Origin of the sequence: Coprococcus sp. RTP21204st1_G4_RTP21204_210225, from assembly GCF_040915385.1 — a bacterium.
In the GTDB taxonomy this organism is placed as follows: domain Bacteria; phylum Bacillota; class Clostridia; order Lachnospirales; family Lachnospiraceae; genus Allocoprococcus; species Allocoprococcus comes.
Window position 1 is genome coordinate 111274 of record NZ_JBCPDP010000002.1, and the last position, 25546, is coordinate 136819.

Sequence of the window (25546 nt, forward strand, 5' to 3'; positions counted from 1 at the left end):
GGCACCTCCTTTCGATGTTGCTTGCAACAGCGGATAAAGCCCTCGGCAGAGCGCACGAGCCCCGAAGGGGATACCACTGCCTGATTTATCAGGTGGTGAGTAAGTGCGCCCTTCGGGAGTAGAACTTGTGCGTTTACATTCCCCGTAGCCGGATCATCAGCTCCCGTTTCAGGGAATCTAAATCCATTTCTTTAATATGGGGAACAATACTTTCCAGAATTGCTCCTTCCTGGACTAACCTGTGTGTTCTGGCATCACGTTCTTTTTTGCGATTTCTTGCTTCGGCTTCTTCCTGGCGGTGTTTTGCCTGTAAAAGTGCTTTTTCTTCCGGTGTCATGATTTTTTTATCTGCCATATCTGGCACCTCCTTTTTATGCCCGTATCCGGGCAGTTTTGGTTTTAAAATCTTTTGGTTTGGTACTATGGTTTTAGATAACTGACAGTGACATATTTCCGGTAATAAATGAGGAAAGAAAGTAGTACCACTGTCAGTGAAAAGTAATCATTGTGTTATACTTTTTCGAGTCAATTCTGGTTCGGAGCATGATTGTTCAACAGGATTTTTTTTGCCTGTTTTAAATTAGCTGTTGCATTGTCCTGACGGATATTCCGGTTATTGATACGGACAGGAATACATCTCTCCAGAATACGGTCATAAATTCGTTTGTGTGCGATATCAGCGGCGTTATTCAGCTCTGATAAAGTGAGATTAGTCGTTATGATCAGGGGCTTTTTACTGCGGTAACGACTGTCTATCACATTGAATACCTGTTCCAGTGCAAAGTCAGAGTTCCGCTCAATTCCGAGATCATCAATAATCAGAAGACTGTAGCGGTTTAAGCTGTTGATGAACTGGTTTCTGTCTTCAAAATGCATTCCGGTAAGGGTATTCAGAATCCGGGAAAAGTTGGTCATCAGTACAGGAACGCCTTTTTCCAGAAGGGCATTGGCAATGCAGCCTGCAAAAAAAGATTTTCCAGTACCGACATCACCCCAGATGAGAAGTCCGGAAGCGTTTGCTTTCATCTCTTCCCAGTTGCTTACATAATTGTGTGCCAGTTTTATTTCCGGATTGATGCCGTTATCCCTGGCAAAAGTGTAGTCATAGAGTGCTTTGTCCTGTAAGCCGCTGGTTTTAAGATGCTCTATTTCCATTTGTTTTTCATGAAGTTTTCTCTGGGCTTCTTCCTGCTCAAAGATTTCCTGCTGGCATTTACAGCGGATGGAAGGAATAAGAACCTTTCCCTGTAATTTATGCCTGCATTGCCTTGGCGTATTGCATTTAGAACAGTAGATCAGGTGGTCTGTTTCGTTAAAATATTCATCAGACTGAAGCTCTCTGTTTGGGGTTATAGCTGTTGGTTTTTCTATAAATTTTGTCATAATGTTTCGTATTCCTCACTTTCGTAATTTCGTTGCCGGGAAGCAGGATGATCCTGTCTTGCCCAACTGATGATGGTAGCTGCGTGGTTCTGATATTGCTTTCCGGTAGAAGCCATATAACCGGATAAGCGTTCAATATAATCCTTCCAGTCAGGGATTGTCTGCCGGATATCTTCCAGCTCTTTCTCTGACAGAAAAACATTTTGAAATTTTCCATAGGGTGAGAGTGGCTCCTTACTCCCTCTTATTGCTAAATTGTTCTTTTTTATCTCTTTCTTATTACCAGACAGTTTTCTGTCTGTATCAGGGAAAGAATCTTGTCTGTCAATAGGACAGTTTTCTGTCTGTCTTAGGGAAAGAAATCTGTCTGTATAGTGGATGGTTTCTTTTGGGAGTTTTACATAAATCCGATTGGGCTGTCCGGGACCCTGCCGTTTTCGGAAGATAAGCTCCTGTTTTTCCAGTACTGCCAGAGCAGTTTTAACCGTCATCTGGCTTTTGTGGAGAACTTCTGCCAGTGCTTCAATCGTAAAGTAAATGAACACATGACCGTCTGTATCTGACCAGCCCTCATTTTTCTGGGAAAGCCTTGCCCGGTCGAGCAGGATAATATAAAGCATTTTGGCAGTTTCGTTTATTTCCATGTCCAGAAGGAAACGGGGAAACATCATATAAGATGGCAGGTTGGTGTCTGCTGTCAGAAAGTCAGTCATGTGTTCACCTCCAATCAAAAGGGTTTATTCTCCAAGAAAATCCCAGTCTACATCACTATCTGGCTGTGAATTTTCAGGTGCTGGAAAGGACGCCCTGATTTGGGGCTCCCTTTGCACCATGCCTGCAGTCAGTCCGGAAAGAAAAAGTGGCAATGACTGTTTCAGGCTGTATTCCACTGCATCTACAATTTGTTTCACAAAAAGTTCTTCCCGCTCTCTTGTTTCCAGATAAGGATCAGCCTGTGTGCGGTAGTAGCGGTCAAAATAATCTACCAGTGCAAGAGAGATTACCTGACTGTAAGATTTAAAATCCTGCCTGTCCATCGTCTGTAAATATTCCCAGGCTCTCCGCTGCTGTTCTTTGTCCAGATTAAAGCGTAGGTTTGTGTTGCGGATATTGTTCTGCATGGTTTATCCCCTCCTTTTATCGTATTGATTGATTCAGCAGGTTGTACCGGTGTGGTACTGCTTTGCTGTGAGATAAGCATACGAAAATCAGAGGAAAAAGACATTGAGGGGAAATTGAGTTGGAATTGAGAAAAAGATGCAATATTTTTTGAGTTGAAGTATAATATCAAGTGTTAAGCCAATAGAAATAAAAAACGTTATTGCTAACGTGTATATAAGAACAAAGGAGTGAATTACATGATGTATAATCCACAACTTGATACATTTATCTGCGTTGTAGAAGCTGGAAGTTTTAGTAAAGCGGCAGAAGAATTATATATAAGTGCACCTGCGGTTATTAAACAGATAAATTCTTTGGAAAACAGCTTAAATTTGCAATTATTTGAAAGAACACACAGAGGTCTTATTATTACGGAAGCTGGTAAATCGCTCTATCAGGATGCAAAATATCTGATTCAATATTCAAAAGAATCGTTGATACGGGCGCAGGAAGCAATGAATCATAATGAAGAAATCATTCGTGTTGGAATATCTCCGATGACGCCACCGGAAGTTTTTGTGGAACTTTGGCCTAAGATACAGAAAATATATCCGGCGATGAAGTTTAAATTGATTACATTTGAAAATACACCAGAGAATGCAAGAGAGATACTGGCTAATATGGGAAAGAATATTGATGTGATAGCTGGAATCTTTGATGAAACAATGCTTGAACTCAGAGGCTGTGATGGCACTGAGATTTCAAGAGAACCATTTTGTGTGGCGGTATCAATTCATCACAGGCTGGCAAAAAAAGAAAAAATTACACTTGATGATCTGGCTGGAGAAAATCTTATGCTCATGCGAAGAGGATGGAGTTATTATGGCGATATGCTAAGGGATGATATGATGAAAAATCATCCTGAAATCAATATTGTAGACTTTAATCTGTACAATGTAGAAGCATTTAACCGATGCGAAAACAATAATGAGGTATTACTGGCATTCAAGAGCTGGGAAAGTGTTCATCCACTGATCAGAATCATTCCAGTAGAGTGGGATTATACTATGCCGTTTGGAATTCTTCATTCGAAAAAACCGTCCATTAAGGTTAAGCGGCTGATAAATGCTATTAACAAGGTAAAATAAAAATTGAATACATGCGAGTAGAAACCTAAAGGTTAATACTGAATAACAAAACGAGACTTCTAATGGAGTCTCGTTTTGTTATACTTTAGCTGAAGTGAAAATGGAGGATACTATATGCAGATAAAGAGGATAGCTCTTGGAGGAATCATCATGACTGTTATCATGTTCACGCCAACCTATGCCTGTGTCGGAACAAGTGACGGAATTGCATCATACAGAAGTATGGAAAAATATATTTCCCAGATACAACAAAATGGCCCAAATACAAAAATAGAAGTATTTAAAGGCCTTTCTCATGGATTTGGATTGGGAGAGGGGACTGTAGCAGAAGGATGGATTGATCGTGCAATATCTTTCTGGGAAGACAATATGAATGCTTTAGATAAGAGGTAGGATATGAAAAATAAACGATTTACAGCAAAAATATTGATAGATATAGGAATGACGATATGTTTGCTTCTTCTTATGCCATATAGTCTGCTCAGCGAGACTGCACATGAGTGGATTGGTATGGCGATGCTTGTGCTTTTTATTTCACATCACATACTGAATCATAAATGGGTGACCTCTGTAAGGAAAGGAAAATATAATGCGTTCAGAGTGATACAGACAGTACTGGTTATCATCATGCTTATTCTTATAATGGGTTCCATGATAAGTGGAATATTATTGTCAAATCACATATTTAAATGGATAAAGATTTCCGGAACATATATGACAGCCAGACAGATACATATGTTTTGCGCATACTGGGGACTGGTGGTGATGTCATTACATCTCGGATTTCATTGGAATATAGCGGTAGCAATGGCAGGACGATTATGGGAACATCCATCCGTCATCAGAACATGGGCAGCAAGATCTGTCGCAACCACAATTGCAGGTTATGGTTTATATGCATTTTACAGGAGACAGATAGGAGATTATCTGATTATGAGGATGCATTTTGTATTTTATGATTATGAAAAGGGGATCTTTCCTTTTCTGCTGGATTATCTGGCAGTAATGATATTGATTGCATTTATTGGATATTATAGTGGAGTGTTTCTAAAGAAAACAGGTAAGAGAAAACGAAAAGGTTCATACTGAAAGAAGGTGGTGTATTTATGGAAAAGCGGAAATTAGTACTTACAATTATTGGAGTTGTTATTTTAGCAATGGTAATCATGGTATATATCTACTTTTCAAAACCTGGCAAGGATGAAAAGAAGAATCAACAAACAATAAACCAGGTACAGACCGTACAGCAGAAGACAAATGAGAAAAAAGAAAATACAGAAAAAAATACATCCGGAGATGAATTGGAAAATGTTACGCCGGGAAGCGAAGAATACCGGGGCTTCCTCCTGGATAATGTTCTTCATTCTCCAAATGAAGGGGACATTCATTACAATGTATATATTCCGGATGCATATGACGGGACAAAGGAATATGCACTATATGTAACATTACCCGGATATCAGGGATTATATTTTCAGGGCGTGGGAGAAAATATCCGGACAGAAGATTTTGGATTTGAAGCACAGAAGTATATTACCGATATGATTATTGTAGCTCCACAGTTAAATGACTGGGGACAGACATCAGCAGATCAGACAATTGAACTGACACAGTATTTTCTGACGCATTATATTATTAATCCATCGAAAGTATATATTAATGGTTATTCCGGAGGAGGAGAAACCCTGTCACTGGTATTGGCAAAGCAGCCGGAATTATATACAGCGGCACTTATGTGCAGCTCTCAGTGGGATGGTGCATATGAGCCGGTTGTGGAGATAAAAACGCCGGTATATTTTGTGATTGGCGAAAGCGACGAATACTATGGATCAGAACCTTTTAAAGAGGCATACCAGCAGATACATGAGCTTTACAAAGAACAGGGATTATCGGAATCAGAGATTGATAAACTGGTGGTACTGGATGTAAAAGATAAAGATTACTTTGAAGGAACACCGGTCACTTATCAGCATGGCGGTGGCTATCTGTTTTGTCGTGACAAAGAAATTATGGGATGGCTGTTCAATCAGTAAGAACCAGAATAAACCGAAAGGTTAAGACTGAAAAACTTATCGAAACTTCTCAAAGGAATCTATCAGTATTATAGTATGAATGTAAGATGAATGAAAGAAAACAAGGAGGATACGACAATGGAATATATTTCATTAAATAATGGTGTAAAAATGCCAATACTGGGATATGGCGTATATCAGGTAACAAAAGAGGAATGTGAAAGATGTGTGCTTGATGCTTTAAAAGTTGGATACCGGGCGATTGATACAGCACAGAGTTATTTTAATGAGGAAGAGGTTGGGAATGCAATCCAAAAGTCAGGCATTCCAAGAGAAGAAATCTTCCTTACAACAAAGGTGTGGGTTGAACATTATGGATATGAAGAAGCAAAGAAATCAGTTCTTGAATCCATGAAAAAGTTAAAGACAGATTATCTGGATCTGGTATTGCTTCACCAGCCATTTTCAGATGCTTACGGTGCTTACCATGCATTGGAAGATCTGTACGATGAGGGAAAAATCAGAGCAATCGGAATTTCCAACTTTTATGTAGACAGAATGGTTGATTTTGCATCCTTCAACCGCATTAAACCTATGGTAAATCAGGTGGAAACCCACATCTTCAATCAGCAGAAAGAGATGAAGGAATGGGCAGACAAATATGACATCCGGTTAGAAGCATGGGCACCATTCGGTGAGGGCAGAGGAGGCACCTTTGAGAATCCTATCATCGCAGAGATTGCAGAAAAATATCAGAAGACTCCGGCACAGGTTATGCTTCGCTGGCATATTCAGAGAGGGGTAGTGGTTATTCCGAAATCAACACACATTGAGAGAATGGAAGAAAACTTTAATGTTTTTGATTTCACACTTTCTGATGAAGATATGAAGACTATTGCAGAACTGGATAAGAAGACAAGCTCCTTCTTCTCGCATCAGGATCCGAATATGGTGGAATGGTTCGTGAAAATGGTTGAGGAAAGAAAAAAGAATAATGACAGTTCAAAAGAAAAAAAGAACTGGTAAGCATAAGAGGAAAAATCAATGAAAGTATTACTTGTCAATGGCAGTCCACACAAAAATGGCTGTACTTATACAGCTCTTTGTGAAGTATCCAGTGCATTAAATGAAAATGGCATAAGTACAGATATTTTTTGGATTGGAAACAAGCCGATTTCAGGATGTATTGCCTGCAGAAAATGTCAGGAAAAAAATAAATGCATCCTGGATGATATCGTGAATGAATTTCTGGAAATAGCAGGAGATTATGACGGATTCGTATTTGGAACTCCGGTACACTGGGGTGGTGCAGGCGGTGCAATCACATCCTTTATGGACAGAGTCTTTTATGCCGATTTAAACGGTGGCGGCGACAGATTCCGCCTGAAACCTGCCGCTGTGGTAATTTCAGCAAGAAGGGCCGGAACAACGGCCACATGGGATCAGGTAAATAAATATTTTGGTCTGATGCAGATGCCGATTATCACATCGAGATATTGGAATATGGTACATGGGACGAATCTGGATGAAGTAAAACAGGATCTCGAAGGAATGCAGGTTATGCAGATCCTTGGAAACAATATGGCATATTTCATTAACTGTAAAAATGTTGCGACAAAAATGGGAATTGAAATGCCAAAGGCACCGGATTTTGTATTTACCAATTTCATCCGATAGAAATTAGCGTGACAAACATTTTATACGACAGGAGGTGACCTTAGAATGAAAACAAAGAAAATAGCAGCAGTACTCTTAACATGCATCGTGGCAATCGGTTTGATGGCAGGATGTGGAGCAAGCAATACCAACCAGTCTGCTTCTAATAATGACAGCCAGTCTACAAGTACAAACCAGTCTGGGAATGAAGAAGCGGATACAAATTCCGAAAACACTACAGATACAACAGAAAATACATCAACAGGAAATGGAAAAACATTGGTTGTATATTATTCAGCTTCAGGAAATACAAAAGATGTTGCTGAAAAGATAGCAAAAATTACAGAGGCAGATCTGTTTGAAGTAGAGCCTGTGGAGCCATATACAGATGATGACCTTGACTGGACAGATGATGACAGCCGGGTGTCAAGAGAACATGATGATGAGAGCTTAAGAGATGTGGAACTGGTATCTACAACAGTTGATAACTGGGATTCATATGATACGGTATACATTGGCTATCCTAAAATGGAGTACAGTTTATAGTAGTGTATAGCGTGTACCAAGTTATAATTATGGGGTTGAAAATAACAGTATACACAGATAATGTGGAAAAATGTGTATGACGTTTATATAGAAAATAACATTGAAAAAGAAATTCAAGAATGGGTAAATTCATTAAATTTAAAATAGAATAATAATTACATGAGTGACAGAAGATAAGAATCTGAATTCCCTGTCACTTTTATATTATTTGATAAGAAAAAAGAACTGGTTTATATCCGATAAGAATATAGACTGGTTCTTATTTTTAATATGCTATTATATACACAGGGAGTCGGGGAATGTCGAACTATAGCAAGCCGGAAAAGAAAGCATTGATATCGGTATGAAAGAGTTTTGCAAGTGCAACTAATTCAGATGCCTTAATGTTCATGCGATTTGTTTCCAGTTTGGCATAGGTACTTTTGGTGATGGAGATACCCATAAGATTTAATTTTGCAACTACTTGGTCTTGAGTCATATTGTTTTTATATCGAATTGCTTGGATATTTTTACCAATATCCATATCTGGTCTAATCTTTTGCATAATGATGAACTCCCCTTATAAAATAAAAAGATTCGTAATACAGAAATATATATATTGATTCTAAAGAATTTAAATTTTATAATGTTTCGTAATAAGGAATTATTTTTAACAGGAAGAGGTAAAAGTATAATGGATGTGGAGATGGAAAAGAGAAAATTTTTAAATCTATGTGGCAAAAGAGATCGAGCATTATTGTCAGGTGAAAAAAGAATGACATTGGGGGATATGGAACGATTGACATATCTGACAGAATTTTTTGAACTGGAGAACTATGGAATCGCCTTATGGAAAGAATTTGGTGATGATGTAAAAGAGCCATTTGAAGCGATGATGAAAATGTTAGATGAGCCGGAGTGCATAGAAGATCGATGGCTTGATGACGAAGCAAAAGGGGAAAAGTGGTTGTTAGAATTTCAGGAACTGGCATTAACGGAAGAATACAGGGAATGGATTCGAAATTATATCGATAAAAAATATGAAGAAAGAGGATTACCATATCCGACAGGAGCAGACTTCGATTAAGAGGTCTGCTTTTTTCTGGTCTTTTGGGAGGTGATAAGAGGTGGAAGTAAGTATTTATGAACTCTTGGCGGCAGCAAGAGAATCGGCTAAATCTGATTATATAAAAGGGGACAGCATTTTGTGTGAGAAGAGATTTCATCCAGATACCCATTACATGGTAGAAATAGAACTGCTGAAAAATGATAACAAGCTGGGAAAAAAGGGCAATTATATACGGAAGTTTTTGACAGAACCGGAGTATCTTCCCATTTTACAAAAGCAGGAAAAACATCTCATAAAAATAAAAAGACAGGCAATTGTTCAAAAAGGAAACTTGCGATATATCCCTCCCCCGGACAGGCTGGACCGCCGCCGGGAGAGGGATCTTTTATAACCGGCTGGGAAGGAACAGTAGTGTTCCTCTGGCGATAGTGGTATAAAAAAACCAGATTTTCCGCAGGTTTTGGGACGCTGGAACATAGAAAAGTGTTCACGAATGGCACTTTTGCAACGATCCGTTGCAGCAGTGACAACATTTTTGACCTTACGTTAAACAGAAAAAATGAAAGGATGTGATTGCGATAATCATAGGAATTGATCATGGCTATTATGCCATTAAAACAAGACAAGTGTCTTTCCCAAGTGGAATTATTGGGTATGATTACGAGCCGTATACCATGCAGAATGTTCTGCAATATCAAGGAAAGTATTATGTCTGCGGTACGGGAAGACAGACGCTGGTAAAAAATAAAACGTCCAATGATAATTATTATCTGCTGACGTTGGCAGCCATTGCAGAAGAAATCAAGCATCGGAAAGCGGAACGAAAGACAGAGGTAATTCTGGCTGTTGGACTTCCGCTTTCAAGTTTTGGAAGAGAGAAACAGGGATTCAGGGAGTATCTGTTGCGGAAAGAGCAGCCAGTGCGATTTTTATATGAAAGTGAGTTATATGAGATAACAATAAAAGATGTGAAACTGTTCCCACAGGGATACTCTGCGCTTGCTCTGCATCCAGAGTATCTGAAGAATGAACCGTCTGTTCTGCTTGTTGATATTGGTGGCTGGACCGTTGACCTTATGAGGCTGGACAATGCTGTTCCGAATGCAGCAACGTGCAGAAGTCTGGAACTTGGAGTAATCCGATGTATTGATGAGACAGCAGAACAAGTGCGTAGAAATACCGGACTGTCTGTGACAGAAACTCAAATTGAGCGTGTGCTTCGGAGGGAATCTTGCAGTATGGCAGAGGAGGCCAGACGGATCATACAGGAAAACGGACGGAAATATATAGAAAGAATACTGTCTGCGGTGACAGAATCCGGGTTTGATCTCCGGGCAGTACCCACCGTATTTATGGGGGGGGGCTCCGCAATTTTAAAACGCCACGTGACCGCACAGGACGCGATTTGCCGCCCCGTTTTTATAGAGGACGTCCATGCCAACGCAACAGGGTATGAACGGATTGTAGAGCAGATGTGGACGAGATGACACGCCCGGTATATTCGTTCCGCCCGAACCTGAAAAATCCAGAACACCAGAGGGCATGGGAGAAATTTCAAAGTGTTCCAGAAGGGCAGAAAAGCCAGTATCTGGTTCAGGCAATTCTGGAAAAAGAGGATCGGAAATGGATGGAAGAAGTCATTCAAAAGACGATAAAAGAAAGTGTTCGGGAATTAGGAATATGTGGCACTACGGAACAATTGAAAACGAAACCATCATCGGAAGAAATACCAGATCAGATGATGGATTTTCTATCTCAAATGGAAAATTTGTAAAGGGGGTGAGGCCTATGATTGCACGATACATACATTGTTGGATCTGCTAGGGGTAAGGCAAGAAATGCATCGATATCTTTGGTGGGTATTGTGAATAGCTTTCCATGCGGCTTTGGAGTATGTTGTGTGTAGCAAAAGTGAAAGGAGAAAGGTTATGGCAGAGATGAAAAATATCTGCGGAAAGATCCCGATGGACTTACATGAGAAAGTAAGAGAAGAGATTGAACTCACAGAAAGCAGCACACAAAAATTTTTACAACAGGTCATTGAAGAACATTTCAACAGAGTGGAAGGAAAAGGAGAAATAAGCATGGGAGCAGTAAGAACAGTAGCAGTACAGGTATCAGAGGAATTATTCCAGAGATTAAAAGTAGTCATCGGAAAGAAACACATGAAACAGAAAGACTTCTTAATTCAGATTATAGAAGAAGCACTGGAAAAGGTAGAGGTCGAATGGCAAAGCAAAGAGCAGCCTGAAGAATCCGAACAGACAACTGGAGAATTGGGAACAGAAGAAACTCAACCGGAAGAAAGAACTGAGCCGGAAAGGGAAAGTGAACCAGAAGAGGAAGCCGAACCGGATGGAGAAAGTGAACCGAAAGAGGAAAACAAACCAGAAGGGGAAAGTGAACCGGAAGAGGAAACTGAACCAGAAGGAGAGACTGATCCGGAAGAATCCAAAGCAGAAGAACCAACAGAATGGTAACCAATTGATACAGAATAACGAAGGGCGGTATGAGAGATCATGCCGCCTGTTTTTATCAGCAAAAAGGAGGTTGATAGCCGCAACCATTCAATTTTTTGATCTCTTTAGCGGAATCGGGGGATTCCGTGAAGGCTTAAGACGGGCAGGAAACTTTGTCTGTGTCGGACATTGTGAGGTGGATACTTATGCGGATAAGAACTACCGATTGCTGTTTGATACGGAAGGGGAGTGGTATTGTAATGACGCAAGAACAATCGAACCAGAACGAATGCCAGATTTTGATTTACTCTGTGCAGGATTTCCTTGCCAGGCATTCTCTATCGCCGGAAAGCGAGAAGGATTTGCAGATGCAAGAGGAACTCTCTTTTTTGAAATTGCCCGGATTCTTGAAGCTAAAAGACCCTCGTATTTTATCCTTGAAAATGTTCCCGGTTTGTTATCGCATGACAAAGGCCGGACGTTTTGGACCATCCTCAGTACGCTTTCTGAACTGGGGTACCATGTCGAATGGAAAGTGCTTAACAGCAAGGATTTCGGAGTCCCCCAAGCAAGAAAACGGGTGTATATTGTCGGATATTTTGATTTCCGATGTGCCGGAAAAGTATTACCTGAACCAGAAACAAATGGAGCAGCTCTTGTTCAAGTCCGGGCAGGAAGTCAGGGGAAAAGAGTCTACAGTCCCAAAGGACTAAGCTGTACCCTGACATCACAGGCAGGTGGAATGGGCGGCAAGACAGGATTATATGATGTAGGTGTTCCAATCAAAGAGAATACAAAGCTCGGCTACAAACTTGCAAGAGAAGGGGACAGCATCGATCTGGGTTATGCGAATCTCAACAGCAGGAGAGGAAGAGTCGGACACCAGATCGCACATACCCTGACAACAGGTGCTCAACAGGGAACGCTGCACTTTGTCGATCTTTCACCTCCGCCGGTGGTAACGGAAGAATGCAGAAGCCTGAATACCAGACAATGCGGTGTCCACAAATACAAAGGAGAATGTTCTGGTGTATTAGCAGAGGATGGAGCAAGAGCAGTCTTAACACCAGCAAAAGAGAATGTTCGTCAGAACGGCAGACGTATGAAAGAACCCGAAGAACCGATGTTTACAATTACTGCAACCGATCGTCATGGCATCTTGTATCACGGCAGAATAAGAAGGTTAGTTCCGAGGGAATGTCTGCGACTGCAGGGTTATTACGACTGGCAGATTGATAAGATCATAGACAGCACTTCTGACGCACAGCTTTATAAACAGGCTGGAAACGGAGTAACTGTCAATGTTATCGAGGCAATTGGCAGATTGTTACAAAAGGCAGACTCCGAACTTAACACACAGAAAGTGTCTGAGAAAGGAATCCATTAGGCATGATCGGAATAAAAGACCAATACTTTGGCACAGAAATCGAAATGACAGGGATTACCAGACAACGTGCTGCAGAAGTTGTTGCTGAAATGTTTGGAACAGAAGCATATTATGACGGCACTACTTATGGAGTCTGGTCAGTGATAGATCTGGAAGGAAAAAAGTGGAAATTTATGTCTGATGGGAGCATTTATACACAACGGAAAGTATACGGTCGAATTGTAGACGCAGGTGGAGAATATTCAACAGAAATGGTATCACCGAAATTATCCTATGATGAAATGGGAAAGTTACAGGAAGTAGTACGATGTCTGCGACAGCATGGAGGTTTTGTAAATGAGTCCTGTGGTCAGCATGTTCATGTAGATGCATCGAATCATACACCGCAGAGTCTGAAAAATGCACTGACAATTATGTATGCAAAGGAAGATATCCTGTTCAAAGCACTGAAAGTGCAGGAGAGAAGAGCAAATAGTTATTGTCAGAGGGTGCGACCGGAGGTATTGGAGAAAATCCGAAAAATACCAAATAAATCAATCACAATGGACCGAGTAAGAAATGTCTGGTATGGAGGCAGGGATGGAAGTCATACCCATTATGATCATACCCGTTATTATGCTCTGAATCTTCATGCTGTGTTTTCCAAGGGAACTTTGGAATGGCGTTGTTTTGAAAGCACACTACATGCAGGAAAGGTGAGAGCAAATATTACACTGGCATTAGCCATTTCCGCACAGGCAATCAATCAGAGATCGACACAGATGAAAAAGACACTGATATCAGAAAACCCGGCATTTACATTTCGTACATTTTTATTGAGACTTGGGTTAATTGGAGACGAATATAAAAATGTTCGAAAACATCTGCTGGCAAATCTGGATGGTGATCTTGCGTGGAGATATGATAAAAGCACGTATGAGTGTCTGAAGAAAAATCAAAGGACAGAAGGAGTCAGATAGAGGTGAGAAAAAATGAAAGATAGATATTACTTCGCTTATGGCAGCAACATGAATCTGGAGCAGATGAAGTACAGGTGTCCGGCTGCGGAAGTTGTGGAAAACGTCCGGCTTGAAAATTATCGGCTGGCATTTCGGGGAAGGGCTCCGGGCAATGGGGTAGCAACGGTTCTGCCGGAAAAAGGAAGCTATGTCGAAGGAGTCTTATGGAAAATCACAGAAGCGTGTGAGAAGAGTCTGGATTTTTATGAAGGATTCCCAAGTTTTTATGGGAAAGAATCGATTCGGGTAAAAAATCAGGATGGTGTGGAGAAAGAAGTGTTTGTATATATGATGAACGCTCCGCACAAAGATGTTCCGGCAAAGCCATCGAAATTTTATCTGGATGGAATTCTGGAAGGATGTAAGGATAACCAGATTCCAACGGAGTCTGTCATGGAAGCGGTAAAACGTACCAGACAGGAAGTAAAAAAAGAAAAAAATCGATATGCAAGATAAAACGTACCGCAGAGGAAACATCTTCTGCGGTATTTTACTGAAAAAATCTATTTATAATAGGAAGGAAAAGCACATGAAGGTTAGAAAATTAAAGACCAGAATTGCTGCTTTTGGACTGGCTGTCCTGATGGGCATCAGTACCTTGAGCAGTGCGAATGCGTTTGCGGCCGAACAGACAGGCTCGGAACAGCAGACGGAAGTACAGGCATCTGAACAGGCGGTAACAAGCCAGAAAGATACATCAGTTACAGCAGATGATATCACAAAAGCAGTTTCAGATGATACATTTGCAGTGGAAACCAGTATGGAAGGAATCCATTATGATGCAGAAAAAGAAGATGTTACGCTTGTAAGTATCAAAGATGAGAATGGTGGAGAGTATCATTCAGACAAAGCAGGAACATATATTGCCACTTATATGGTCGTTCCAAAAGATAAGAGTGACAGCTATACCATCACCCGTAAAGTGACTCTGACGGATACCGAAGGACAGGCACATTCCGAAGAAAATGGTGGAGAGAAACAGAAGTCAGATACAGAATCTGAAGATGATTCGGATTCGCCTGTGCAGAACTACACAGATGTAGAAATTGAAACATCCGAAGAAGATGCATCTGCACAGGCAATCAAAGAACTGAAAGAGGACATCGAAGAGGGAAATGTGATGGTATTGTCTGCGGCTGAAAGAGCTACAAGCAGCGGTTCCACAGTTACATTGACAAAGGGGAGAACTATTTATTATCCAAGTTATATTGGAAATTATCTTACTTGCCTGTTTACAGTCAATGGAAAAATTGCATACTGCCTTCAGTCCCAGAAAGCATCCCCACCGAGTGGAAGTTATGTAGCACAGGTACTGGACAGCAATAAAAATCTGCAGAAAGTCCTTTATTATGGTTATGGCGGGGCAGGAGATCTGACAGGAAGTTATCTGTCTGGAAAAACGGAAGATGAAAAGTATGTGTATACACACATTGCAGCCAGCTATGCTTATGCAGGAGAAGCCGGATTTACAGGGTGTAATTATAATGACCTTGTAAATGCAGGGGTTATCGCATATATCAATTATCTGTTTGGACAGGAAGAACCGCCAAAAGGTGAACTGAGCCTTTCAAGCACAAAGCTGAATGCAGTACGGGATGGAAACATCCAGAAAACACCAAATATCACACTGTCTGGAGATCACAGAAACTATGTGACACTGAGTGTACCAGAAAATGTGACAGCACATAATCTTTCCAAAGGAACAAGTGTTACAAATGGAAAAATCCAGATTTATGGTGGAGATACATTCTATCTGTCCGCAGATTTATTACTGACAGGCAGTTATGCTTCCGGCAACTTATATGGTTCTGTCGGAAAGACATGGAGAACACTGGTGTTGACAACCGGAGATTCCAAGCAGGATATCGGTGTATTTGAAAGCGAAACAGCAGCGCCGGTAAGCTTCAGTGTACAGTGGCTGAATATGACACGCATTGAACTTATGAAGAAAGATGTCAATACACAGAATCCACTGTCAGGAGCAGTTTATGGTATTTATACTGATAAGAAGTGTGAAAATCTGCTGATGACAATGTCAGCAACCGGAACAGACGGAAAAGCAGTCAGCGATTATTTTGATTCTGCACTGAAAACAGTGTACGTGAAAGAGATCACTGCTCCGACAGGATACAAACTGAATACAGAAGTATATAAAGTGGCTGTTACTGCCGGAAAGACAATGACTGTAACAGCAACAGATGAGAGAGTCACCGGAAAGGTGAAAATCGCAAAGATCGATAAAGAAACACTTGCATTTAAAGCGCAGGGGGACAGTGTTCTTCGTGGTGCTGTGTATGGTCTGTATGCAAAAGAGGACATCGTGCATCCGGATGGCACAACAGGGGTTCTGTATAAACAGGACAGCCTGATTGCACAGGGAGTCATCGGAGATGACGGAACACTGGAATTTTCAGAATTATACCTTGGAGAAATGTATGTAAAAGAGATCACTCCACCGGAAGGATATACACTGGATACTACCAAATACGAGGTATCAGTAACTTATGAAGGTCAGGATGTTGCCGAAGTGACAAGAGACCTTACGGTAAAAGAGCAGGTAAAGAAACAGGCATTCCAGTTAATCAAAATCAGTGAAGATGGAGAGCAGACAGAAACAGACCTGGTTGCAGGAGCAGGATTTAAGGTATATCTGATCAGCGACCTGACACAGGTAAAAAATGGAAAACTGAAGCCAGCCAATGGAGAAAGCTATACAGCAAGCGATTTCAAAAATTATGACTTCAGCAAAGAGCAGGTTGCAGTTACTTACGAGAATGGAACAGCCGTACCAGTACCAGAACTGATCACTGATACAAAAGGATATGCAGTCAGCCCGGAACTGCCGTATGGAAGTTATGTTGTAGTGGAAAGTACTACCCCTGAGAATTTGAAAACCATTGATCCATTTGTTGTAAATGTGGAAAATGACAGCAGAGAGCCAATGCAGTGGAGAGTATTTGATGACCGCCCGTTTGAATTTTTGCTGAAAATTGTAAAGAAGGATGCACAGACTGGAAATACTGTTTTAAAGGCTGGTGCTTCTTATAAGATTTACGATGTGACAAATAAGAAATATGTGGAACAGGTTGTTCAGTATCCGAAGAAAGAAAAGATCAGTGTATTCGAAACAAACGAGGAAGGATATCTGATCACACCGCAGGAACTGAAGTGCTCTACCTACCGAATCGAAGAAGTGAAAGCACCGGAAGGATTTGTAAGACAGGGAAGCGAGGAGTCCCTGTATGATGGAACAACGATTATTTCACCATTAGAACAGACTACAAAAGGAACATATAAAGAAAATCCACAGAGTGGTATTGTAATTACAGTATCCTCAAACACTGCACATCAGATTGATCCAGATACAGGAGCTGCGATTGTAGAGGTAGAACAGAAAAACGATGAACAGGTAGGAAGCCTGCTCCTGACGAAAAAGGGAGAACAGCTTACCGAAGTAACCGGAGATTCTGTTCTGGCAAAAGTAAAAGCACTGGTTTCAAAAGTAAGAAATGCCGTATCTGGAAAAGAAGAAACAGGTATTTATAAAGGCTTTAAATATGAAGAAACCGGAGTAGAAGGCGCTGAATTCGAAATATATGCCAAAGATACCATCTATTCACCGGACGGAGCAAAGGACGAAGCAGGAAATCCAGTTGTCCGATATGAGAAAGATGACCTGGTAGCCAAACTGACTACAGATGAAAATGGAACAGCAGTTATCAACAATCTGCCACTGGGAACGTATTATCTGAAAGAAGTTGTAGCAGGAGAGAATTTTGTCCTAAATACAGAACAGAAAGAATTTACCCTGACAGCAGAGGATGATACACAGGCAGTTGTTTATGAAGGCGTTACCTATAAAAATGAAAGACAGAAAGTTTTCGTATCAGTAGAAAAGAAAGATTCTGTCACAGGCGAAAAGCTGGAAGGTGTTATTTTTGGACTGTATGCTGCAGAAGATATTCTTTCTAATCAGGGAGAGGTTCTCGTAGAGAAAGATACCTTGCTGGAAAAGAAAGCAACGGATGCAAAGGGAACACTTACTTTCGACAGTGATCTTCCACATGGAAAATACTATGTCAAAGAGGAAGTCAGAAAAGCTGGATATCTTCCAAATGAGGAAGTATGGAATGTAGATGCAACTTACGAAAATCAGAATCTTGCAAAGATTGAACTGAACAAAGAAGTTGAGAATCAGCCGACAGAAACACGCATTACAAAAACAGATGCAACTACCGGAAATGAGCTGGAAGGAGCCAAACTGCAGGTCATTGATAAAGACGGAAATGTTGTGGAAGAATGGGTAAGCAGTAAGGAAGAACATGTCATTTACGGACTGCCGGAAGGAAGTTATACCTTACATGAGGAACTGGCTCCTTATGAAGATGGCTATGTGTCTGCCAGCGATGTGATGTTTGAAGTCAAAGAAGATGGCAGTGTGACAAAGGTTGAGATGAAAGATGAATATTCCAAAGTGGAAATTTCAAAAACAGACCTTACAACCGGAAAAGAACTGGAAGGGGCAAAGCTTCAGATTATCCGCAAAGACGGAACTGTTCTGGAAGAGTGGATTACAGATGGAAAACCACATTCCGTTGAAAAACTCCCAGTCAATGAAGAACTTACTCTGCGTGAGATCACAGCACCGGATGGTTACGAGATTGCGGAAGATGTCACATTTACATTGAAAGATACAATGGAAGTCCAGAAAGTAGAAATGAAAGATGCCAGAACACCGGAGAAAACAACAGAAAAAACAAATGCACCAAAAACAGGTGATAACCAGAAAATATGGGCGTTTGTTCTGCTTGCACTGGCATCTGCTGGAACAGCTACAGGAGTGACTGTATACCGCAGAAAGAAGTCAAAAATGACAGACAACAAAAAAGAAACAGAAGAAAAATAAAATAAGAATTACAGGATAAACCAATCTGACAGGGCAGGAGATGTGCATAAAGCAGCTTCTGCCCTGTCTGTATATAAGGAGAAGAATGATGAGACGTTTTTATACAGCAGAATCAGTAACAGAAGGACACCCAGACAAAGTATGCGATCAGATAGCAGATGCAATCTTAGATGAATGTCTGCGTTACGATCCATCTTCGAGAGTGGCGTGTGAAGTCCTTGCTACAAGAGGAAATGTGTTTGTAGCAGGAGAAATCACCAGCGGATATGAACCACCAGTGTTTGATGTGATCCGAAAAGTTTTAGAAGAGTGTGGATATTGTACAGATGGGATAGAAATGGATACGTTTGTACACCAGCAGAGTCCAGATATTGCGAAAGCAGTGAGTGTGTCGAAAGAATTTCGGTATAATATCGGCGCAAAATTAAGAGATAGAAGCAGGGGAGCTGGAGATCAGGGTGTTATGGTCGGATATGCGTGTGATGATACTTCGCAGCTTATGCCAATGCCGACTGTTCTGGCACACCGGATCACACGTGAACTTTCGGCTTGCAGAAGAAGCGGATATATCAAAGATATCTTTTCGGATGGAAAAGCACAGGTAACCGTAGAATATGAAGATGGAAAGCCAGTGAGACTGGAAAGTGTTGTTGTTTCCTGCCAGCATGGTGCAGAAAAGAGCCTGAAGAAGTTAGATGCCGAAATCAGAGAGAAAGTGCTTCGCTCAGCACTCAGATTACTGCCGCCGGATGAGGATACGAAGATTCTGATCAATCCGTCAGGAAAATTTGTGTGTGGAGGGTTTGATGCAGATACCGGACTGACCGGAAGAAAGCTGATGGTGGATACTTATGGAAGTATGGTTCCGCATGGCGGCGGTGCATTTTCAGGAAAGGACTGTTCGAAAGTAGACCGTTCGGCAGCTTATATGGCAAGGTATATCGCAAAAAATATAGTAGCTGCTGAGTTTGCAAGCAAGTGTCAGGTGTCTCTGGCTTATGCAATCGGAGTAGCAGAGCCGGTTATGATTGAGGTGGATACCTTTGATACAGGGAAAGTGTGTGCGGATGATTGTCTGGCGGCAGCAATCCCACTGGTGTTTGGAGTGACACCTGTTCAGATCATGGAATCCCTTCGACTGAACCGTCCGATTTTCCGGCAGACGGCAGTTTTTGGTCATTTTGGAAGAAAGGAGTTTCCTTGGGAGCGGACGGATAAGGTACTGGATCTTCAGGATGCAATTCTGTAATGCCCTGGGTAACGGAAGAAGAGATTCAGGCAGCAAAAAATATGACTGCGTATGAGTATTTGCGGACGCATCAGGCACAGCGGTTGCAAAAGACAAGAACCAGAAATGAATGGCAGTTGACGGACCATGACAGTTTTAAAATCAATGAACTGTCCAGCAAATGGCATTGGAAATCCAGAGATATCGGTGGCGTGTCCGCACTGCGGTTCCTGATTGAAGTAGATGGAATGAAATTTACAGATGCCGTAAAACTGTTGTGCGAAGAGAGTCCGTCTTTTATTCCGACACAGGCTGTGGAAAGGGAAAAACTGCCATTTAAGTTGCCGGAGAGGTATTGTAATTGCAGACGAATCAGGGCTTATTTAAACCACAGAGGAATCAGCGATGAAGTGATCACATATTGTATTTCACATGAAATCCTTTATGAAAGTGTCCCGTACCATAACGCTGTTTTTGTTGGGAAAGATGAATCCAGAAAAGCAAGATATGCATTCCTGCGAGGAATCTATGAAAAAAACGGGAAGGGATTCAAGATGGAGCAGACCGGGAGTGAAAAAAAGTACAGCTTTTGCATTCCACCTGAAAGAGAAACAAAGCGAGTTGCCGTATATGAAGCGTGTATTGATGCATTGGCACACATGACACTGGAAGAGGGAAATAGGGATAAATATCGTCTTTCCCTTGGGGGAATCGCTGCTCCGAAAGAAAACGCACAGATACAGAGTGAACGTTTTAAAAAGCCGCCGGACGCACTGGAAGAATTTCTGAAGAATCATCCGGAAATCAAAGAAATTGAAATCTGTACCGATAATGACTTTGCAGGGAGATGGGCGAAAGAACAGATGAAAAAGCATTACGAGGGAACGTATCAGATTATTTGCAATCTGCCGGAAAAAGAAGGGGCAGATTATGCAGACCTTGCGAAAGAAAAAAAGCAGGCAAATAAATGCAGGGACAGACCATTAGAAAGAAGGTGATAGAGAATGGAAGAAAAAGGAACGATACACATACATCTGTTGACAGAGCTGATTGGAAATCTTTATTCAGAAGAATCCGAATGGGAAGAAGATTGGTCGGAGAGTGATGAATATGGAATGCCGTTAGATGGAACAGAACTTGCCGATTATGAAGAAGTCATCCGAGAAGAACTGAAACGCTATGGGGAAGATGATCTCATGCAGTATTTTGATGGAAGTGAGTCCATTCAGGGAAAGATACAAAGTGCAGTTGTTACGATAGAAAACAAAGACGGAATCCTGTACGGATGTACCAAACTGGAATTAAATGAACTTTTAAGTCAGGAAGAACTACAGGAATTCACTGAATACATTACAGGACAGTACAGTGACGGTTGGGGTGAAGGATTTGAGCAGAGGGATATCAAGGTAGATGGAGGAACGCTGAATGTGCATTTTTGGCATCCTGATATAGAACAGCCGAAAATGTATGAGAAGAAAACAGAGCAGATTCCGACAAAGCCTGAGAAACAACGTCCCAAGTTACAGCTCCTTGGACATAATGGGAATATTTTTTCCATTATGGGCGATGCCTCAACTATTTTGAAAAAGAATAAACAGACAGCAGAAGCAAAAGAAATGTGTAAAAGGGTATTGGAAAGTGGGGACTATTACAAAGCACTTTTGATTATCAGTGAATATGTGGAAACCGAGTTGAGTCCACCACCAAAAGAAAATAAAAAGACAAAGAAGAAAAATCAGCCGGAACGCTGAGAAAAGAAAGGATGATGCCTATGACAAATGGCCTGAGTTTGGAAGAACTTATGAAAGAGGGAACATACCCAGAGGAATATGCCGAAGGGGAAAACTGGAGAATATTACATGGAGATACATTAAAACTGGTCAAAGCATTCCAGCCGGGAATCTTTGATGCAGTCATTACCGATCCACCGTATGCGTCCGGTGGAACAAAGCAGAATGAAAGAAATCGTACTACAAACCAGAAATACAGCAGTATGAGTGCTGCAAATGCACTTCCGGATTTTGATGGGGACAATAAAGATCAGAGATCATGGACTCACTGGATGGCCGAGTGGCTTTACGATGTGCGGAAAGCCTGCAAGAAAGGAGCTCCGATCTGTCTGTTCATTGACTGGCGTCAGTATCCATCGATTACCGATGCATTGCAGTGGGCAGGATGGATTTGGCGAGGAACAGCGGTGTGGGATAAGGGAAACTCCCGTCCACAGAAAGGCCGTTTCCGCCAGCAGGCTGAATACATTGTGTGGGGCAGTAACGGACCGATGCCAATCAACCGTCCAGTATCTTGTCTGCCGGGCGTCTTCCGATATGGAAATCCGCAGAACCGGATTCATGTGACAGAGAAGCCGTTGCAGCTTATGAAAGATGTCATCCAGATTTGTGAACCGGGAGGTCTGATCCTGGACCCGTTTGCCGGAGCAGGAACAACTGTCCTTGCAGCGGTTATGACAGGTTATCGTGCAGTGGGAATTGAGGTAACAGATGCCTACTACAAACTGGGAAGTGACAGAGTGAGAATTGCATTAGAAGCAGAGCAGAAAGAGGATGAAAAGTAGCCGGGATGTCCAATTGGACATCTTGTTTTTTATAGAGAAAATGCATGGCATCCAACTGGATGCAGGAAGGAGATGGAGCGTATGGAACAGGCGCTGGCTTATGTGTGCTGTTCAGCAGAAGAAAGCCGGGTAAAAGTGCAGAAATATTGCAGAAAAATCTATGAACTTGGGTATGTACCAATCTGTCCGAGATTTGTATTCTCACCATTCTTGGAAGAATCCGATGCAGAAGATATGCAGGGATATGGAAGAATGTCCCATATTCTTTTGCGGAGATGCCGGATGGTAGTCGTATGTGGGAAAGAAGTGACAGGAACAATGAATACCGAAATCAGTATGGCAGACAGACTCCATATCATTTGTACGACACTTGATGGACTGGTACAGATCAAAGAATCGAAATAAATCAGAGGCGGGTATGCCGGGTGATACAGAAACTGGCGGTACTCGTTTTGCAAGCATAGCGTTTGGATATCCAAACGCACTTTGGGGAGAACCCCAATCCCCCGAATACAAAATGAACATGGAAAGGAAGGATAAGCTATGTTAAGAGACGGAGTCATGATTATGATCGCATTGATGTGTGGAGGTTGTTTCGGAGTCGTGGTGACCTGTTGCATGGTGACTGCGAAACGGTCGGATCAGGAGCTTGGCGATATGATGAAAGAGAAGGGACGGTGATGCAATGCGAAAACGAAACCATGTGATCCCGGTGCGGTTAAATGCAAGGGAACTCAGGGAATTGGAGGAACAGGTGGAAAAAAGCGGACTGAGTCGGGAAGAGTTTATGCGTTCGCTGATCTTAGGAGCACAGGTACACGCAAAACCCTGTGAGCATCACCCGGAACTGCTTAGGAAGATAGCGGGTCTGTGCAATAATGCGAACCAGCTTGCCCATGTTGCGAATGCTTCGGGAATGGCAAGTGAGCAGAGTGTGCAGGAAATGCTCCGGCTTACCAAAGAGACATGGCATTTGGTAAAGGAAGAGTGGTAATGACAGATGGCTTATACAAGTGTTATCCCCGTCCACCGCCTGGACCGTTCTATCGAATATGTGAAAGACAAAGAAAAAACCACACAGAAAGCAGACTCTCTGGAGGCTGCCATTGATTATGCCATGAACCGGACAAAGACGGAACAAGCGGTCTTCGAAGATACCATCGGATGCACCAATGAAAATGCGTATGAAGATATGCTGACAACGAAAAAGAGATTCCATAAGATGGGCGGTGTGGAAGGATACCATCTGGTACAGAGTTTTGCAGAAGGTGAGGTGACACCGGAACTGGCACATCTCATCGGGCAGGAACTGGCAGACCGGCTCTTAAAAGGACAGTTTGAAGTAGTCATAACAACACATCTTAATACCAGACACTATCATAATCATATTGTCTGGAATTCTGTAAGCATGGTGGACGGACATAAGTACCATAGTAATGCTAAGAGTTATTATACGGAGATCCGTAAGATTTCCGATGACCTGTGCAGAAAATATGGTCTGTCTATCATTGAATCCAATCAGAAAAAATCAATCCCTTATGTACAGTGGAAAGCAGAACAGGAAGGAAAACCGACATGGAGAATGGCGATCCGTTTGGATATCAGGGAATCGGTACAGGAAAGCTACTCCTGGTTACAATTCCTAAAAGAGATGGAAAAGCGGGGTTATACATGGAAACTGAACAGGAAATACATTTCTTTAAAAGCTCCGGGAATGGAGCGGTATATCCGTCTGCGTTCTCTCGGAAAAAACTATTCCGAAGAGGAAATACGTGGGCAGATACTACAGCCAAAGGTGAAACGAGTCTATCAAAAGGCAGTACAGATTCATCCCAAAAAGAAACTGACCGGGATTCAGGCACTGTATTATTCCTATTTATATCAAATGGGGGTACTGCCAAAAAGACCGAAAAGGAGTCCATACGCTGTCAGAGAGGATATCCGGAAACTGGACCGCAGGATTGAACAGATTGAATTTCTACTGAAACATGACATCATAACCAGAGAGCAGCTTGCCGCGTACCGAGAGCCATTGCAAAAGCAGATTGCGGAACTTATGAAAGAACGCAGAAGATTGTATCGGAATGGGGGCAGGGAGACTGGGGAAGAACGATTGTCCGAAATCAATGAGGAATTGAAGCGACTCCGTAAGGAAGTTCGTATGACCGTTCAGATTGAGAAACATTCCTTGGAAATCGAAGCGAGACTTCAGGAAGCGGAAGAACAGAGCCAGAATGAAAAACGTGTGGAAGATAAAGAAAGAATGCAGAAAAGTCAGGAGGTGAGATAAGTATGAATTACGGAGCAGAACCGGCAGATCAGGTGGTACGGTACAGTCTGGAAGGGATGGAGTATTCGCTGAAGATCACCGGGAATGTAGCAAAGCATGTGGCAGTCTTTATTGCTGCCGCCTTGAAGGACCAGAAAAAGACAAGAGGGAAAACAAGACTTACCAGAATGTTAAAGGAACAGCGCCCGATGAAATTTTTTACCGTTCCGGGTGACCGTTTAAAAGAATTTGCAAAAGAAGCCAAGGCGAGAGGTATCTTATATGTAGTCATCAAAGATAAGGTGAATCCGGACCAGACAGAGGTCATGGTATTTGCAGATGATGCAGCGAAGATGAATCGGGTATTAGACCGGATGAATCTGGATTTTGTAAAAGCAGAATCAGGCTCTATGGTTACGGAAGCAGTGGAAAAAGAGACTGCACCGGAAAAGGCAGAAAACCAGATGGAAAAAGAAACCGGGGAGAATGTACGGACAGAGACCGTTGTCCTGCCGGAAGGCAAGATAGAATTTGAACTGGACGATGCGGAAGAAATGTTCCAGATTGGGGATGAGGCTTTCCCGGAAGGAAATTTTACACAGGCGCAGGAGGGGGAAGAAAAGAATCCATCCGAACCTTTCTCGCGCAACAGAAATACTTCTTCCGATCGGGAAATTAGCTGGAAAGAAAAGAATGAAAAACCATCTGTGCGGAAAGAACTCGGAGATATCCGCAAGGAACAGGAAGAGAAACGTAAGAGGCCGGACAGACGGAAAAATGCCAGAGAGAGCCGGAAGAAACGTAAGAATATGAAAACGAAAGGCAGGTAA

Annotated in this window: 30 protein-coding genes; 25 read left to right on the forward strand and 5 right to left on the reverse strand. The window is 41.9% G+C overall.

Features of this window, described 5'->3' with window-relative positions:
- Positions 1-133 precede the first annotated feature (133 nt).
- The 4 genes from AB5213_RS02215 to AB5213_RS02230 form a co-directional block, all read right to left on the reverse strand.
- Positions 134-355 carry a DUF3847 domain-containing protein gene (locus tag AB5213_RS02215; RefSeq protein WP_054338036.1) on the reverse strand — a complete coding sequence of 74 codons (222 nt, stop codon included), beginning with the start codon at positions 353-355 and terminating at the stop codon, positions 134-136.
- A gap of 170 nt (positions 356-525) precedes the next feature.
- A complete protein-coding gene (locus AB5213_RS02220) occupies positions 526-1383 on the reverse strand; it encodes an ATP-binding protein (RefSeq protein ID WP_368276273.1) in 858 nt (285 codons plus the stop codon).
- Entirely contained in the window at positions 1380-2096 is a 717-nt protein-coding gene (locus tag AB5213_RS02225; RefSeq protein ID WP_015528529.1) for a replication initiator protein A, read from the reverse strand. Before AB5213_RS02225 ends, AB5213_RS02220 begins: the two co-directional genes overlap by 4 nt.
- Positions 2097-2120: 24 nt before the next feature.
- The gene (locus AB5213_RS02230; protein WP_118413357.1) at positions 2121-2504 is read right to left on the reverse strand and encodes an adenylate cyclase; all 384 of its coding nucleotides are present in this window, start codon (positions 2502-2504) and stop codon (positions 2121-2123) included.
- A 237-nt stretch (positions 2505-2741) separates the two neighbouring features.
- On the opposite strand from AB5213_RS02230, the gene AB5213_RS02235 reads away from it, so the two are divergent.
- From AB5213_RS02235 to AB5213_RS02265, 7 genes are all read left to right on the forward strand, one after another.
- Complete coding sequence (locus AB5213_RS02235; protein WP_195587166.1) at positions 2742-3632, forward strand: LysR family transcriptional regulator; 891 nt, start codon at positions 2742-2744, stop codon at positions 3630-3632.
- Positions 3633-3746: 114 nt separating this feature from the next.
- Entirely contained in the window at positions 3747-4025 is a 279-nt protein-coding gene (locus AB5213_RS02240) for a hypothetical protein (protein ID WP_195587167.1), read from the forward strand.
- Positions 4026-4028: 3 nt separating this feature from the next.
- Positions 4029-4721, forward strand: coding sequence for a DUF4405 domain-containing protein (locus tag AB5213_RS02245; protein ID WP_015521528.1), 693 nt, complete (start codon positions 4029-4031; stop codon positions 4719-4721).
- A 17-nt stretch (positions 4722-4738) separates the two neighbouring features.
- Positions 4739-5665: a prolyl oligopeptidase family serine peptidase gene (locus AB5213_RS02250; RefSeq protein ID WP_195635011.1), complete on the forward strand. Its 927-nt coding sequence runs from the start codon at positions 4739-4741 to the stop codon at positions 5663-5665.
- 117 nt (positions 5666-5782) lie between these two features.
- Positions 5783-6670: an aldo/keto reductase gene (locus AB5213_RS02255; protein WP_368276274.1), complete on the forward strand. Its 888-nt coding sequence runs from the start codon at positions 5783-5785 to the stop codon at positions 6668-6670.
- A gap of 18 nt (positions 6671-6688) precedes the next feature.
- A complete protein-coding gene (locus AB5213_RS02260; RefSeq protein ID WP_005362293.1) occupies positions 6689-7321 on the forward strand; it encodes a flavodoxin family protein in 633 nt (210 codons plus the stop codon).
- A gap of 45 nt (positions 7322-7366) precedes the next feature.
- On the forward strand, positions 7367-7846 hold the full coding sequence (locus AB5213_RS02265) for a flavodoxin (RefSeq protein WP_368276275.1): 480 nt from the start codon (positions 7367-7369) through the stop codon (positions 7844-7846).
- A 307-nt stretch (positions 7847-8153) separates the two neighbouring features.
- On the opposite strand, the gene AB5213_RS02270 is transcribed toward AB5213_RS02265, so the two are convergent.
- Positions 8154-8390, reverse strand: a complete 237-nt coding sequence (locus AB5213_RS02270) for a helix-turn-helix domain-containing protein (RefSeq protein ID WP_005341369.1) — start codon at positions 8388-8390, stop codon at positions 8154-8156.
- Between the two features lie 225 nt (positions 8391-8615).
- On the opposite strand from AB5213_RS02270, the gene AB5213_RS02275 reads away from it, so the two are divergent.
- The 18 genes from AB5213_RS02275 to AB5213_RS02360 all read left to right on the forward strand — a co-directional run bounded on the left by AB5213_RS02275 (position 8616) and on the right by AB5213_RS02360 (position 25546).
- Complete coding sequence (locus AB5213_RS02275; RefSeq protein WP_227084812.1) at positions 8616-8912, forward strand: hypothetical protein; 297 nt, start codon at positions 8616-8618, stop codon at positions 8910-8912.
- Between the two features lie 40 nt (positions 8913-8952).
- Positions 8953-9285: a DUF5720 family protein gene (locus AB5213_RS02280; RefSeq protein WP_005341391.1), complete on the forward strand. Its 333-nt coding sequence runs from the start codon at positions 8953-8955 to the stop codon at positions 9283-9285.
- A gap of 187 nt (positions 9286-9472) precedes the next feature.
- Entirely contained in the window at positions 9473-10381 is a 909-nt protein-coding gene (locus AB5213_RS02285) for a ParM/StbA family protein (protein ID WP_044912250.1), read from the forward strand.
- Complete coding sequence (locus AB5213_RS02290) at positions 10378-10668, forward strand: hypothetical protein (RefSeq protein WP_006426993.1); 291 nt, start codon at positions 10378-10380, stop codon at positions 10666-10668. The genes AB5213_RS02285 and AB5213_RS02290 overlap by 4 nt, the downstream gene beginning before the upstream one ends.
- A 154-nt stretch (positions 10669-10822) precedes the next feature.
- Entirely contained in the window at positions 10823-11374 is a 552-nt protein-coding gene (locus tag AB5213_RS02295; protein ID WP_007884604.1) for a hypothetical protein, read from the forward strand.
- A gap of 70 nt (positions 11375-11444) precedes the next feature.
- A complete protein-coding gene (dcm, locus tag AB5213_RS02300) occupies positions 11445-12740 on the forward strand; it encodes a DNA (cytosine-5-)-methyltransferase (RefSeq protein ID WP_368276326.1) in 1296 nt (431 codons plus the stop codon).
- A 2-nt stretch (positions 12741-12742) separates the two neighbouring features.
- Positions 12743-13699 carry an amidoligase family protein gene (locus AB5213_RS02305; protein ID WP_006426990.1) on the forward strand — a complete coding sequence of 319 codons (957 nt, stop codon included), beginning with the start codon at positions 12743-12745 and terminating at the stop codon, positions 13697-13699.
- Positions 13700-13711: 12 nt separating this feature from the next.
- A complete protein-coding gene (locus AB5213_RS02310; protein ID WP_006426989.1) occupies positions 13712-14194 on the forward strand; it encodes a gamma-glutamylcyclotransferase family protein in 483 nt (160 codons plus the stop codon).
- Between the two features lie 73 nt (positions 14195-14267).
- Positions 14268-18644, forward strand: a complete 4377-nt coding sequence (locus AB5213_RS02315; RefSeq protein WP_055247154.1) for a SpaA isopeptide-forming pilin-related protein — start codon at positions 14268-14270, stop codon at positions 18642-18644.
- 88 nt (positions 18645-18732) lie between these two features.
- A complete protein-coding gene (gene metK, locus AB5213_RS02320; protein WP_368276276.1) occupies positions 18733-19893 on the forward strand; it encodes a methionine adenosyltransferase in 1161 nt (386 codons plus the stop codon).
- Positions 19893-20870, forward strand: a complete 978-nt coding sequence (locus AB5213_RS02325; protein WP_004614519.1) for a DUF3991 and TOPRIM domain-containing protein — start codon at positions 19893-19895, stop codon at positions 20868-20870. Before metK ends, AB5213_RS02325 begins: the two co-directional genes overlap by 1 nt.
- A 6-nt stretch (positions 20871-20876) precedes the next feature.
- Positions 20877-21623, forward strand: a complete 747-nt coding sequence (locus tag AB5213_RS02330) for a hypothetical protein (RefSeq protein ID WP_368276277.1) — start codon at positions 20877-20879, stop codon at positions 21621-21623.
- A gap of 11 nt (positions 21624-21634) precedes the next feature.
- A complete protein-coding gene (locus AB5213_RS02335; protein ID WP_006426983.1) occupies positions 21635-22447 on the forward strand; it encodes a site-specific DNA-methyltransferase in 813 nt (270 codons plus the stop codon).
- An 81-nt stretch (positions 22448-22528) separates the two neighbouring features.
- Complete coding sequence (locus AB5213_RS02340) at positions 22529-22852, forward strand: hypothetical protein (protein WP_015513330.1); 324 nt, start codon at positions 22529-22531, stop codon at positions 22850-22852.
- A gap of 138 nt (positions 22853-22990) precedes the next feature.
- The gene (locus AB5213_RS02345; protein ID WP_346997023.1) at positions 22991-23128 is read left to right on the forward strand and encodes a hypothetical protein; all 138 of its coding nucleotides are present in this window, start codon (positions 22991-22993) and stop codon (positions 23126-23128) included.
- Positions 23129-23132: 4 nt separating this feature from the next.
- Positions 23133-23441: a plasmid mobilization relaxosome protein MobC gene (mobC, locus tag AB5213_RS02350; RefSeq protein WP_024852688.1), complete on the forward strand. Its 309-nt coding sequence runs from the start codon at positions 23133-23135 to the stop codon at positions 23439-23441.
- A gap of 6 nt (positions 23442-23447) precedes the next feature.
- Entirely contained in the window at positions 23448-24737 is a 1290-nt protein-coding gene (locus tag AB5213_RS02355; protein WP_007884624.1) for a relaxase/mobilization nuclease domain-containing protein, read from the forward strand.
- A gap of 2 nt (positions 24738-24739) precedes the next feature.
- Positions 24740-25546 (forward strand): PcfB family protein, encoded by an 807-nt coding sequence (locus AB5213_RS02360; RefSeq protein WP_007884625.1) that lies wholly within the window; start codon positions 24740-24742, stop codon positions 25544-25546.